We start from the raw sequence: 12,533 nt of genomic DNA on the forward strand, positions 1-12,533 counted from the left end.
GCCCGGCTGGCAGAATCCGGGGCGAGCGGCGCTGCTGCTTTTCACACCCATGACCTACCTTCGCAGCGTGCTTTTCGAAAGCGGCGCCATCAGCTGCCAGCTGGCCACGCTGGAGGCGGCCGAGCCCGGCTGGAGTCCGCCCTATCGCGTGCAGGGGCCCCGCCTGCTGCTGCCGCTGACCCAGCGCTTCGAATGCCGGCTGGGCGCGGACGCCTTCGTCTGCGATCCCGCGGCCGCGCTGTGGCTGTCGCCTGACGGGCCCTACCAGCTGAAGCACCCGATGGCGGGCCAGCGCAGCGTGGTGCTCACGCTCGCCGAAGACCTGGCGCCGGCGGGCAGGGTGTACCTGCCGCTGGGCAGCCAGCTGCTGCTGCGCCGATGCCTGCAGGCCCATGCGATGCAGTCTATCGATGCGCTCGAGGTGCAGGAGCACCTGGCCGGCCTGGTCCAGAGCGTGCGGCCGGCCGATCGGCCGGCGCCGCCGAAGGTGCACCGCGCGGTCGAGCGCGCCCGCGACTACATCGCCGCGGCGCCGGAGCGCAGCAACACGCTCGACGAGATCGCCAAGGCGGTCCACTGCTCGGCATTCCACCTGGCGCGCCGCTTTCGCATGCACACGGGAACGAGCCTGCATGGCCTGCGCAACCAGTTGCGCATGACGCTCGCGCTCGATCGACTGCGCGAAGGCGAGAGAAGCATCAGCGCGCTTGCGGCCGACCTGGGCTTTGCAAGCCATGCGCACTTCACGGTGGCCTTCCGCCGCGCTTTCGGCATGGCGCCGAGCCAGATGCGCACGAATCTGGAAGCGCGCCGCCTGCATTGACCGAACACTGCGGGCTTCGCATTCAACGGAGCCGGCAGATGACGGTCAATGTGCGCCTTTCAGCCGGCCTGGCCGCCGGTGTGGCTTCGGCGCTGATCGCGGGCATCTGGCAGGTGGCCACGCGCCATTCGACCACCACCACGATCGCTCCGGCCGACCTGGCCATCCTGCGCTACGGCATACCGGCGATCGTGCTCATGCCTGTGTGGCTGCGCGTGGGCCTGCTGCCTCGCGGGGTGCCGCTCAGGTGGCTGACCGGGATGGTGCTTGGCGCCGGGTTGCCGTTCGGACTGGTGGCGATGACCGGAACAAGGTTCGCACCGTCGGCGCACATGGGTGTCTTCATGGCGGGCGCATGCCCGCTCTTTGCCGCGGGCCTTGCCTGGATGTTCTGGCGCGAACGCCCGGACCGCGCGCGTGCATCGGGGCTGGTGTTCCTTGCGGCGGGCATCGGCATCCTGGGGGCCGGCAGTTTTCGCGGCGTCGATGCGGGCGCCTGGCGCGGCGATCTGCTCTTTCTTCTCGCGGCCGCGCTGTGGGCCGGCTTCACGCTGTCGTTCAGGCGCGCGGGACTTGGCGCATGGCAGGGCGCGGCCATTGTGAGTGCGTGGTCGGCGATCCTGCTCGTGCCGTGGCTGCTGTGGCGGGGCGGAACGGGCTTGCTCGATGCGCCGCTGCGCGATGTGCTGTGGCAGGCGCTGATGCAGGGCGCCGTCGCTGGCTTGCTGGGGCTGTGGATCTTTGGCGCGGCCGTCGCGCGTCTTGGTGGGTCGCAGGCGGCCGCATTCGGAGGACTGGCACCCGTTTTCTCCGCTGTGGGCGGATGGTGGTGGCTGGCCGAGCCCGTCACGGGCGTCGACCAGTTCGCCATTGCCAGTGCCGTGATCGGTGTGACGCTGGCCAGCGGTGCCTGCACGCGCGGTGCGCGCGCGGAATCAACCGCGGGGTAGATCGAACTCGCGCAGCATCACCGGCTCGATCGAGCCCTGCGCCACCCGGCGGCGCACGGCCGCTTCGAGCTGATCCGCGTACTGCGCGTAGATTTCCATCGGGTCGTCGCCCTGCGCGCCGGGGCGGAAGCGGTAGCGCAGGATGTCCCTGCTGATGCTCGCACCCATGGGTTGGCCATCGATGAGCACCCAGAAGCGGACCGTGCCCGAGGCCTCGTGGAAGAAGGGAGGATCGACGGGGGCCGTCCCGGAAAGAGGCTGTTCAGACATGAATGTGTTCCGGTACGAGGAGCCTCAGGATACGCTTCATCGAGTACCCCTTCTGCCGGGCGCCCGGACTGCCTCGCCCGGCGCGCCTCCTGTTGTGCGCCACCATCACGGTGACCTCGTCCGCGGCGGAAGGCACGGCATTCACCGTCCATCTGCCTCGCGGCGGGAAGCAGGCGACCCAGCCCGGCGGGTGAGGCCGACAGGCGCCGCGCAGCTATCGATTGCATAGCGCCGGCGACCGGGCCGGCCAGCCATGAAGACTTTGGACTACAGGCCGGCTTTCCGGCCGCGGCTAGCTTGGCCTTTGTCGAAACATCAACAAGGAGATCTCGATGAAGCTGACACGACGTATTGCACCCACCTTGGTGGCGGTTCTCATGGGCGCCTGCGTGGCCCCGCTCGCATTGGCTGCGGGCGGCGGCTCCGGAGGTGGCGGCGGGGGCGGGGGCGGCGGAGGTGGCGGCAGCAGTGCCGGTGTAGGCGCGGGCGCCAACGGCAATGGCGCGGGCGCGGCCAGCGGCTCCAATTCCTCGGCCAATGCAGCAACGCCGGCGACACCCGCCACGCCCGCAACACCGGCCACGGCCACCTCGCCTGCGACGCCAGCCACGCCTGCAACGCCGGCCACGCCGTCGCCGCAGTCTTCTTCGTCCTCGACCTCGTCCTCGATGTCTGCCGCGCCCGCGACGCCGGCCGTGCCCGGCTCCAAGGCCGGCGGCACCACGACGACGCCTGCGGTGCCTGCAACGCCGGCAACGAAGAGATAAGGAACGAAGTCAGGGCAGCTGCCCGCTGGGTGGCTCGATCAGGCCAGTTGGCCGCTGGCCAGTGCCGCTGCGGCAGCGCGCGTCTCGACACCCAGCTTCTCGAAGATGTGCTCGAGGTGCTTGTTGACCGTGCGCGGGCTGGTGCCCAGGATCTCGCCGATGTCGCGGTTGGTCTTGCCCTTGGCAAGCCACGAGAGCACCTCGGTTTCGCGCGGCGTGAGCGCCGCTTCGGCCAGCCGCGCCGATGGCGTGCCCGCGGCCCCTTCGCGCGGTGTTGCGAACAGAAGCATGGTTTCGCCGAGCGCCGCGGCGCCGAGGTTGCGCACCGAAATGCGTGCGCCCCCGGCCGTGGACACCGCAATGGCCGCGCCGGGCGCAAGCGCGGGTTCGAGCGAGGCGGGCAGCAACCCGGCGGCCGGTGGCGCATCGAGCGCGTGAAGCCACAGCGCGGCTTGCGGCGAGCGCCATGCGATGCGCCCGCGCGCGTCGACGAAAACCACGCCCATGCCGGCCACGTCGACCGCGTCGCGCGCCATGCGCGTGATGCGTGCGTTGCGCGTGTGCGTGTGCAGCCGCGCCAGCACCTCCTGTGCGCGGATCGGCTTCACCACGTAGTCGACGCCGCCGCACTCGAAGCCTTCGACCACGTGCGCGGTTTCCGAAAGGCCGGTCATGAACAGCACCGGAATGTGCGCGAGCGCCGCATTGGCCTTGATGCGCCGGCAGGTCTCGAAGCCCGACAGGCCGGGCATCAGGCCGTCGAGCAGGATGGCGTCTGGCACCACCAGCTCGAGGCGCTGCAGCGCTGCCTCGCCGTCGGCCGCGACCAGCACGGTGTAGCCGCTGGACTCGAGCGTGTCGCACAGCATGCCGAGGCTGCTGGGGGCGTCGTCCACCACCAGCACCACGGGGCGTTCGGTTTCATCAGGGGGCGAGAGTGTCTGCATCTTGTTCTGCGAGTGCCTTGCGGAGCTTGTCGAGTTCGAATCGGGTGACCATGCCGCGCAGCCAGGTGCAGGTGGCCGCAGCCGGCGGGGACGCGGCGGCGAGGCGGTCGAGCACCTGGTGCAGGCCGCGCATGTGGCCCATCTGCACCAGCCGCATCAGTTCGGCGCGGTCGTCTTCGGAGAGCGCGAGCTGCACCGGCCGCGGCGCTGTGTCGACGGCGGGCGGCATCGCGTCGTTCGACGCCAGCCATTCGAGGCCGAGGTGGCGCTCCAGCGTGGCGATCAGCTGCGACTCGATGACCGGCTTGCCCACGAAGGCCTGGCAGCCCGCGGCGCGCAGCAGCTCGCCCTGGTTCTCGAACATGTTGGCCGAGACGATGATGATGGGCAGGCGGTCGAAGCCCGAGGCACGCACCAGCGCCGCGGTCTGCCAGCCGTCCATGTCGTCCATGGTGAGGTCCAGCAGGATGGCGGAGGGCAGGTTCTCGCGCAGGCTGTCGAGGCATTCGGTGCCGCTCGCGGCCTCGCGCACCTCGAAGCCCAGCGGCACGAGCATGCCGGCCAGCATCTGGCGCTGCACCGGCTGGTCGTCGACCACCAGCAGCGTGCGGCGCGCGCCGATGTAGCCTGACACCGGCCGGCGTGTCTCGGCTTGCGGGCCGGGGTCGGCCACTTCGCGCAGGTACACCCGCACGCTGAAGGTGCTGCCGGCGGGCGAGGTGGCAGCCAGCGCCAGTTCGCCGCCCATCAATGACGTGAGCAGGCCAGTGATGGTGAGGCCCAGGCCCGTGCCGGGCTCGCCGCGCCGGCGCCCGGCGGCCCCGCGCTCGAAAGGAAGAAAGATGCGCTGGTGGTCCTGCGGCGCCACGCCGATGCCGGTGTCGACCACGTCGAAGCGCAGCACCTCGCGCCGCGCATCCACATGCAGCGTGACCGTCCCGCTGTCGGTGAAGCGCACCGCGTTGGCCAGCAGGTTGATGAGGATCTGGCGCAGCCGCTTGGCATCGGCATGCACCCAGGGCGGCAGCCGCCCGCTGTGGGTGTAGACGAACGCAAGGCCCTTGTTCTCGGCCTGCGGCCGCACCATGTGCACCACCTCGTCCAGGAAGGCCGGCAGCGCGAGCGCAGCGGGCTCCAGCTGCAGCCGCCCGGCTTCGATGCGCGCCAGGTCGAGCAGCCCGTCGATCAGCCCGAGCATGTGCTCGCCGCTGCGCTGGATGGTCTGCACTGCTTCGCGCGGCGGCGCCACGGCCTCGCCCTTGAGCAGGATCTGCGAATAGCCCAGGATGCTGTTGAGCGGCGTGCGCAGCTCATGCGTCATGCCGGCCACGTAGCGGGTCTTGGCCTGGTTGGCGGCTTCGGCGGCTTCCTTTGCGGTCTGCAGCGCGGCGTCGGTGCGCTGGTGCGCCTCGATCTCGACGGTGAGCAGGTGGTTGTGGCGGTTCGATTCCTCCTGCGCCATCTGCCGGCTCTCGCTGCCCAGCACGATCCACCAGGCGGCCACGGCCGCCACCAGCGACAGCAGCGCAAACACCTTGAGGAAGGCGCTGCGCAGGGCAGGGTCCACCGCATCCGCGCCCACGATGGCCTCCTGCGCATACACCACGCCCATCACGGTGGCCAGCAGCGCCACCAGCGAAGTGGCCACCATCAGGTAGTGCGCCACGCGAAAGTTGAGCCGGCCCGACAGCGCGGGCGGCAGCAGCGCCTGGAGCCAGCCGCTCATCTGCTCGGCCGCGCGCGAATCGGTCTTGCAGCGGTCGTGGCAGCGCGATTCGAGCGTGCAGCACAGCGAGCAGATCGGCGCGCTGTAGGCCGGGCAGTGCGCCATGTCCTCGGACTCGAAGCTGTTGTCGCACACCGAGCATTTCACGATCTGCCCCGGCGTCCAGCGCCGGATGTCGCTGCGCGCCAGGTAGTAGCGCCCGCGCGTGCGCCAGGCCAGGAGCGGCGAAACCACCAGCGCGGTGATCAGCGCGATGAAGGGCGAGAAGGCGCGCGCCCACTGGCCCAGCACGCCGGAGTACGCCAGCATGGCGAGCGCGGCCGCCACCAGCATCGCACCCAGCCCGACCGGATTGATGTCGTACAGGTGTGCGCGCTTGAACTCGATGGTGCGCGGGCTCCAGCCCAGCGGCTTGTTGATGACCAGGTCGGCCACCAGCGCGCCGACCCAGGCGATGGCGATGTTGCTGTAGAAGCCCAGCACGTGCTCGAGCGCCGCGAACACGCCCAGCGTCATCAGCAGGATCGCGATGACCACGTTGAACACCAGCCACACCACGCGCCCCGGGTGGCTGTGCGTGAGCCGCGCGAAAAAGTTCGACCACGCCAGCGAGCCCGCATAGGCGTTGGTGAGGTTGATCTTCATCTGCGAGACCACCACGAACAGCGTGGTGATCGCCAGCACCCAGGCCGGATCGCGCAGCACGTAGGAAAAGCCCGTGAGATACATCAGCGTGGGCTCGATCGCGTGCCTCGCCGGAATTTCGTGCTGGAGCGCCAGAAAGGCCAGGAAGGCGCCACCCATCATCTTGAGCATGCCCGGCACGATCCAGCCCGGGCCCGCCACCAGCACCGCGGCCCACCAGCGGCCGCGGTTGGCGGCCGTCTTCTCGGGCAGGAAACGCAGGTAGTCGACCTGCTCGCCGATCTGCACCACCAGTGAGAAGGCCACCGTCGCGGCGGCGCCGAACATCAGCGGGTCGAAGCTGCTGCTGTCGGAACTGCGGCCCACCAGGCCGGTGAAGTCGGCATACAGCTCGGGCTTCTTCACCAGCACCGCGATGAACGGGCAGACGAACAGCACGATCCAGATCGGCTGCGTCCACAGCTGCAGGCCCGAGATCAGCGTGATGCCGCGCATCACCAGCGGCACGATCACGACCGACGACAGCAGGTAGAGCAGCGGCAGCGGCCAGTCCAGGTACAGCTGCAGCGCCAGCGCGAGGATGGCCGCCTCCAGCGCGAAGAAGATGAAGGTGAAGCTCGCGTAGATCAGCGAGGTGAGGGTGGAGCCCAGGTAGCCGAAGCCCGCGCCGCGCGTGAGCAGGTCCATGTCCACGCCATGCCGGGCCGCGTAGTAGGAGATCGGCAGGCCGGTGAGAAAGGTGATGAGCCCCACCACCAGGATGGCCCACAGCGCGTTCGAGAAGCCGTAGCTCAGCGCAATGGCGCCGCCGATGGCCTCCAGCGCCAGGAACGAGGTGGCGCCGAAGGCCGCATTGGCGACGCGGAACTCCGACCACTTTCGAAAGCTGCGCGGCGTGTAGCGCAGCGCGTAGTCCTCCAGCGTTTCGTTCGCGACCCACGCGTTGTAGTCGCGGCGGATGCGGAAGATCTTCTGGCCGGTGACGGGTTGCATGGTGGGGGCTTGCGGCAAGGGCGAGGGCGGCGGCATGGAAGGCAGCAGAGCAAGAAGCGCTCCCTGCGTGCTTTCCGCCCTTGTGCGCGGCTCGCAAGTCTGCAGGTCCGGGCGCTTGCGGCCGCTACGTTGAATGACGTATTCGCGCCGGCGCAAGTGATTTCTAAAGTACCAGCCATGGTGCTCGGGGCACCGTCCGATGCACTGCGATGGTGCGCGGCTCACCCTTCCAACAACCTGCCTGGAGTTTCCCGATGTCGCGTGATTCAGAAGATCTTTCCCTCGATGCCCTGGCATTGCGCCGCCGCCGCTTGCTGCAGGGCGCCGCCGCGCTGCCCGTGATGGGCCTCCCCGGCCTGAGCTTCGGCCAGTCGCAGTTCCCCACGGCCAAGGTCAACACCACCAAGCTCGCGGTCACCGACACCGAAGTGACCGTGGGCCAGCTGCACTCGTCCTCCGGCACCATGGCCATCTCGGAGACCGGCTCGATCCAGGCCGAGCAGCTCGCCATCGACCAGATCAACGCGATGGGCGGCATCCTCGGGCGCAAGATCAAGGTGATCAAGGAAGACGGCGCCTCCGACTGGCCCACCTTTGCCGAGAAGTCGAAGAAGCTGTTGGTCAACGACCATTGCGCCGCAGTGTTCGGCTGCTGGACCAGCGCCTCGCGCAAGGCCGTGCTGCCGGTGTTCGAGAAGGAGAACGGCTTGCTGTACTACCCGACCTTCTACGAAGGCCTGGAGCAGAGCAAGAACGTGATCTACACGGGCCAGGAAGCCACGCAGCAGATCATCTGGGGGCTGGACTGGGGCGCCAAGGAGAAGAAGGCCAAGACCTTCTTCCTGGTGGGCTCCGACTACATCTGGCCGCGCACCTCGATGAAGATCGCGCGCAAGCACATCGAGAACTTCCAGAAGGGCTCGGTCAAGGGCGAGGAGTACTACCCGCTGGGCCACACCAACTTCAACTCGCTGATCAACAAGATCAAGGTGGCCAAGCCCGACTGCATCTTCGCGGCGGTGGTGGGCGGCTCGAACGTGGCCTTCTACAAGCAGCTCAAGGCCGCGGGCATCACGGGCGACAAGCAGTTCCTGCTGACGCTGGCCGTCACGGAAGACGAAATGACCGGCGTGGGCGGCGAGAACTTCGCGGGCTTCTACTCGTCGATGAAGTACTTCCAGTCGCTCGACAACGAGAACAACAAGAAGTTCGTGGCCGCCTTCAAGGCCAAGTACGGCAAGGACGCGGTGATCGGCGACGTCACGCAGGCGGGGTACCTGGGCCCGTGGCTCTGGAAGGCGGCGGTGGAGAAGGCCGGCAGCTTTGACGTCGACAAGGTGGTGGCCGGCTCGCCGGGCATCGAGCTGAAGACGGCGCCCGAAGGCTACGTGAAGCTGGACGCGAACCACCACCTGTGGAGCAAGGCGCGCATCGGGCAGGGGCAGCTGGACGGGACGTTCAAGGTGGTGGCGGAGTCGGCGGAGCTCATCAAGCCGGATCCGTTTCCCAAAGGCTATCAATAAACCCCTGATGACTTTCTCCCTCCCCCTTTGGGGGAGGGCAGGGGTGGGGGCAGGCGGCGTTGCCACTGGGCACGCTCTACCTGCCCCCATCCCAACCTTCCCCCGGAGGGGGAAGGAGCCAACAGCCACTACAGGAATCCTCCATGACTCTGTCGGACATGATGAACATCGGCCTGATGCAGGGCTTCGCGGGACTGAGCCTGTTCGCGGTGCTGCTGCTCATGGGCCTGGGCCTCGCGATCATCTTCGGCCAGATGGGCGTGATCAACATGGCGCATGGCGAGTTCATGACCATCGGCGCCTATTCGATCTACCTGGCTGCGCGCGTCACCGAAAGCCTGGCGCCCGCGTTCATGCCGTATTACTTTCCGATCGCGATCGGCCTCGCCTTCGTGTTCGCCTTCATCGTCGGCTGGATCGTGGAGTGGGTGCTGATCCGCCACCTCTACAAACGCCCGCTCGACACGCTGCTGGCCACCTGGGGCGTGAGCCTGGGCCTGCAGCAGATCTTCCGCACCTTCATCGGCCCGAAGGAAGTGAGCCCCACGCTGCCCGAGTGGCTCATGGGCTCGTGGACGCCGCATGAAGGCCTGGACATTCCGATCAACGGCCTGTTCGTGCTCGCGCTCACCGCGCTGGTCACCGGCGGTGTGCTGGTCGCGCTGCACAAGAGCCGCTGGGGCCTGCGCGTGCGCGCCACCGTGGCCAACCGCACCATGGCCAACGCGACCGGCATCGACACCATGAAGACCGATCGACTGACTTTCGCCATCGGCTGCGGCATTGCCGGCATGGCGGGCGCGGCCTTCACCACCATCGGCTCGACCGGTCCGACCTCGGGCTCGCTCTACATCGTCGATGCCTTCCTGGTCGTCACCTTCGGCGGTGCCGCCAGTCTGCTGGGCACCGTGGTCTCGGCCTTCGGCATTGCGCAGACGCAGTCGATCTCGGAGTTCTTCATGACCGGCTCGATGGCCAAGGTGCTGACGCTGTCGCTGATCGTGCTGATCCTGATGATGCGGCCGCAGGGTCTGTTTGCAGTCAAGGTCCGTCGCTGATGAACCCGAATCCTTTCTGGAGGACGTTCCGATGATGAATTTCATCAAGGCCTCGATCCTGCGCTACCAGCTGGGCAGCCTCTTGCTGCTGGTGCTGCTGCTGGCGGTCGTGCTGCCGCTGTCGCTCGACATCTTCCGCCTGAACCTCGTGGGCAAGTACCTCACCTACGCCTTCGTGGCCGTCGGCCTGGTGATGGTGTGGGGCTACGGCGGCGTGCTGAGCCTGGGGCAGGGCGTGTTCTTCGGCATCGGCGGCTACGCGATGGCGATGTTCCTCAAGCTCGAGGCCTCCGACCCCGTCACGACCAAGATCCAGTCGACACCCGGCATTCCCGACTTCATGGACTGGAACCAGATCACCGAGCTGCCCGCGCTGTGGCTGCCGTTCAAGAGCCTGCCGCTGAGCCTGGCGCTGGTGGTGCTGGCGCCGATGGCGCTGGCCTGGCTGGTGAGCTTTGCGATGTTCAAGCGCCGCGTGGGCGGCGTGTACTTTGCGATCATCACCCAGGCGGTGGCGCTGATCTGCACCGTGCTCATCATCGGCCAGCAGGGCTACACGGGCGGCGTCAACGGCATGACCGACCTGAAGACGATGCTGGGCTGGGACACGCGCACCGACGGCGCCAAGTACATCCTCTACTACGTCTGCGTGGGCCTGCTGATCGCCAGCATCGTGCTGTGCCGCTGGATCCAGACCAGCAAGCTCGGCACGCTGCTGCTGGCCATGCGCGACAAGGAAGACCGCGTGCGCTTCTCGGGCTACGACGTGTCGAACTTCAAGGTCTTCATCTTCTGCCTGGCGGCCGGGCTCTCGGGCATCGGCGGGGCGATGTTCGCGCTGCAGGTGGGCTTCATGTCGCCGAGCTTCGTGGGCATCGTGCCGTCGATCGAGATGGTGATCTTCTGCGCCGTGGGCGGCCGCATGAGCCTGGTGGGCGCGGTGTACGGCGCGCTGCTGGTGAACGCGGGCAAGACGCTGTTCTCGGAGAGCTTTCCGGACCTGTGGCTGTTCCTGATGGCCGGGCTCTTCATCGGCGTGACCATGGCCTTTCCGATGGGGCTCGCAGGCCTGTGGGACGAAAAGATCAGGCCGTGGTGGAAGGAGCGGCGCAAGGCGCTGCGCGAGGCCGCGGTGCAGCCGCCGGCCTCCACGCAGCTGCCGCCGGCGGCACCGGCCGCGGCGCCCGAACCCCAACTGCCCGACGGTGTCGGCAGCCAGCGCGCCTGAAGAACACCGGAGCCACCATCTCATGAGCAACACCGACTTCGCCCTTGCGGTGGAAGACCTCAGCGTTTCGTTCGACGGCTTCAAGGCCATCGACGACCTCACGCTCTACATCGACAGGAACGAGCTGCGCGTGATCATCGGCCCGAACGGCGCGGGCAAGACCACGCTGCTGGACCTGATCTGCGGCAAGACGCGTGCGAGCGCCGGCAGCATCAAGTTCAAGAACACCGAGCTCACGAAGATGGCCGAGCACAAGCGCGTGCGGCTGGGCATCGGCCGCAAGTTCCAGACGCCGTCGATCTACGAGAACCTGAGCGTGTTCCAGAACCTGGAGGTGTCGTTCCCCAAGGGCCGCTCGGTGCTCGGCGCGCTGGCGTTCAAGTGCGACGACGAGGTCAAGGCCAAGGTGCAGGCGGTGGCCGAGGACATCGGCCTGGCCGACAGGCTGCGCACCGAGGCAGGTTTGCTGAGCCATGGCCAGAAGCAGTGGCTGGAGATCGGCATGCTGCTGATGCAGGAGCCTGAGCTGCTGATGCTCGACGAACCCATTGCCGGCATGAGCGCGCGCGAACGCGAGCTCACGGCCGACCTGCTCAAGCGCATCTGCCAGAACCGCGCGGTGATCGTCATCGAGCACGACATGGCCTTCGTGAAGCAGATCGCGCACAAGGTCACCGTGATGCACCAGGGAAAGATCCTGGCCGAGGGACCGATGGAGAAGGTGCAGGCGGATCCGAAGGTCATCGACGTTTATCTGGGGCACTAGATGAGTTGTTGTTCTATTCGTCGCGTTGTGGGTCATTCAGGGCGCGCTCCCGCCGACAGGGTACGCGGAGGGGAGTACCCAGAACGCACAACCCAGGAGCCAGTGACATGAGCGACATCATGCTGAAGGTAGAAGACCTCCACGTCGCCTACGGCCAGAGCGAGGCCCTGCACGGCATCTCTTTCGAAGGCCATGCCAACGAGACGGTCGCCATCATGGGCCGCAACGGCATGGGCAAGACCACGCTGTTCAAGAGCCTCATGGGCGTGCTGCCGCTGAAGAGCGGCCGCATCGAAGTGGCGGGCCAGGACGTGTCGCGCGACGAGAGCTTCCGGCGCGTGGCCAAGGGCATTGCCTATGTGCCGCAGGGGCGCATGATTTTCCCGACACTGACCGTGGAAGAGAACATCCAGACAGGCCTCGAGAACTCGAAGACAAAACGCATCCCCGAAGAAATCTACGCGCTGTTTCCCGTGCTGTGGGACATGAAGCGCCGCAAGGGCGGCAACCTCTCGGGCGGCCAGCAGCAACAGCTGGCCATTGCGCGCGCCCTCGTCACCGACCCCAAGGTGCTGCTGCTCGACGAGCCCACCGAAGGTATCCAGCCTTCGATCATCAAGGACATCGCCAAGGCCCTCAACGAGATCCGCAAGCTGCGCGGCATCACCATCGTCGTGTCCGAGCAGGTGCTGAGCTTTGCCATGGACGTGGCCGACCGGCTCTTCGTGATCGAAGGCGGGCGGCTCGTGCACGAGACCGCGCGCGACAAGACCGACGTCGACCACATCAAGGCCTATCTTTCGGTCTGACCTTTCCGTTCAACCACAACCCAACCAG

Annotated in this window: 11 protein-coding genes; 8 read left to right on the plus strand and 3 right to left on the minus strand. The window is 67.4% G+C overall.

Translation table 11 applies throughout. From position 1 onward, the window contains the following. The first annotated feature begins 49 nt into the window (after positions 1-49). Both EJO66_RS06430 and EJO66_RS06435 read left to right on the plus strand, forming a co-directional pair. The gene (locus EJO66_RS06430; RefSeq protein ID WP_125964779.1) at positions 50-823 is read left to right on the plus strand and encodes a helix-turn-helix transcriptional regulator; all 774 of its coding nucleotides are present in this window, start codon (positions 50-52) and stop codon (positions 821-823) included. A 38-nt stretch (positions 824-861) separates the two neighbouring features. After that, on the plus strand, positions 862-1,773 hold the full coding sequence (locus EJO66_RS06435) for a DMT family transporter (RefSeq protein ID WP_125964780.1): 912 nt from the start codon (positions 862-864) through the stop codon (positions 1,771-1,773). Here EJO66_RS06435 and EJO66_RS06440 read toward each other — a convergent pair. Next, on the minus strand, positions 1,759-2,043 hold the full coding sequence (locus EJO66_RS06440; RefSeq protein ID WP_021007795.1) for a DUF1488 family protein: 285 nt from the start codon (positions 2,041-2,043) through the stop codon (positions 1,759-1,761). The two genes, EJO66_RS06435 and EJO66_RS06440, sit on opposite strands and share 15 nt — an antisense overlap. 332 nt (positions 2,044-2,375) lie before the next feature. Here EJO66_RS06440 and EJO66_RS06445 point away from each other — a divergent pair, with 332 nt between their 5' ends. Further along, positions 2,376-2,810, plus strand: a complete 435-nt coding sequence (locus tag EJO66_RS06445; protein WP_125964781.1) for a hypothetical protein — start codon at positions 2,376-2,378, stop codon at positions 2,808-2,810. Positions 2,811-2,848: 38 nt separating this feature from the next. On the opposite strand, the gene EJO66_RS06450 is transcribed toward EJO66_RS06445, so the two are convergent. Continuing rightward, entirely contained in the window at positions 2,849-3,757 is a 909-nt protein-coding gene (locus tag EJO66_RS06450; protein WP_124958118.1) for a response regulator transcription factor, read from the minus strand. After that, positions 3,735-7,121 carry a hybrid sensor histidine kinase/response regulator gene (locus EJO66_RS06455; protein ID WP_240648520.1) on the minus strand — a complete coding sequence of 1,129 codons (3,387 nt, stop codon included), beginning with the start codon at positions 7,119-7,121 and terminating at the stop codon, positions 3,735-3,737. The genes EJO66_RS06450 and EJO66_RS06455 overlap by 23 nt, the downstream gene beginning before the upstream one ends. Before the next feature lie 254 nt (positions 7,122-7,375). Here EJO66_RS06455 and urtA point away from each other — a divergent pair, with 254 nt between their 5' ends. From urtA to urtE, 5 genes are all read left to right on the plus strand, one after another. Further along, positions 7,376-8,644, plus strand: coding sequence for an urea ABC transporter substrate-binding protein (urtA, locus tag EJO66_RS06460; protein ID WP_124958116.1), 1,269 nt, complete (start codon positions 7,376-7,378; stop codon positions 8,642-8,644). Positions 8,645-8,787: 143 nt separating this feature from the next. Then, complete coding sequence (gene urtB, locus EJO66_RS06465) at positions 8,788-9,702, plus strand: urea ABC transporter permease subunit UrtB (RefSeq protein WP_125964783.1); 915 nt, start codon at positions 8,788-8,790, stop codon at positions 9,700-9,702. Between the two features lie 34 nt (positions 9,703-9,736). Further along, a complete protein-coding gene (gene urtC / locus EJO66_RS06470) occupies positions 9,737-10,930 on the plus strand; it encodes an urea ABC transporter permease subunit UrtC (protein WP_124958310.1) in 1,194 nt (397 codons plus the stop codon). A 22-nt stretch (positions 10,931-10,952) separates the two neighbouring features. After that, positions 10,953-11,696, plus strand: a complete 744-nt coding sequence (gene urtD / locus EJO66_RS06475; protein ID WP_124958114.1) for an urea ABC transporter ATP-binding protein UrtD — start codon at positions 10,953-10,955, stop codon at positions 11,694-11,696. A gap of 119 nt (positions 11,697-11,815) precedes the next feature. Beyond that, the gene (gene urtE, locus EJO66_RS06480; RefSeq protein WP_124958309.1) at positions 11,816-12,505 is read left to right on the plus strand and encodes an urea ABC transporter ATP-binding subunit UrtE; all 690 of its coding nucleotides are present in this window, start codon (positions 11,816-11,818) and stop codon (positions 12,503-12,505) included. The last annotated feature ends 28 nt before the right edge of the window (positions 12,506-12,533 follow it).

The organism is Variovorax beijingensis (genome assembly GCF_003951285.1).
In the GTDB taxonomy this organism is placed as follows: domain Bacteria; phylum Pseudomonadota; class Gammaproteobacteria; order Burkholderiales; family Burkholderiaceae_C; genus Variovorax; species Variovorax beijingensis.

Bases quoted from the DNA above. Each gene is read 5' to 3' on its own strand.
- urtE (WP_124958309.1), top strand. From the start codon at position 11,816: ATGCTGAAGGTAGAAGACCTCCACGTCGCCTACGGCCAGAGCGAGGCC.
- urtD (WP_124958114.1), top strand. From the start codon at position 10,953: ATGAGCAACACCGACTTCGCCCTTGCGGTGGAAGACCTCAGCGTTTCG.
- urtA (WP_124958116.1), top strand. From the start codon at position 7,376: ATGTCGCGTGATTCAGAAGATCTTTCCCTCGATGCCCTGGCATTGCGC.
- EJO66_RS06455 (WP_240648520.1), bottom strand. From the start codon at position 7,121: ATGCAACCCGTCACCGGCCAGAAGATCTTCCGCATCCGCCGCGACTAC.
- EJO66_RS06440 (WP_021007795.1), bottom strand. From the start codon at position 2,043: ATGTCTGAACAGCCTCTTTCCGGGACGGCCCCCGTCGATCCTCCCTTC.
- EJO66_RS06435 (WP_125964780.1), top strand. From the start codon at position 862: ATGACGGTCAATGTGCGCCTTTCAGCCGGCCTGGCCGCCGGTGTGGCT.
- EJO66_RS06430 (WP_125964779.1), top strand. From the start codon at position 50: ATGACCTACCTTCGCAGCGTGCTTTTCGAAAGCGGCGCCATCAGCTGC.
- EJO66_RS06450 (WP_124958118.1), bottom strand. From the start codon at position 3,757: ATGCAGACACTCTCGCCCCCTGATGAAACCGAACGCCCCGTGGTGCTG.
- EJO66_RS06445 (WP_125964781.1), top strand. From the start codon at position 2,376: ATGAAGCTGACACGACGTATTGCACCCACCTTGGTGGCGGTTCTCATG.
- urtB (WP_125964783.1), top strand. From the start codon at position 8,788: ATGACTCTGTCGGACATGATGAACATCGGCCTGATGCAGGGCTTCGCG.
- urtC (WP_124958310.1), top strand. From the start codon at position 9,737: ATGAATTTCATCAAGGCCTCGATCCTGCGCTACCAGCTGGGCAGCCTC.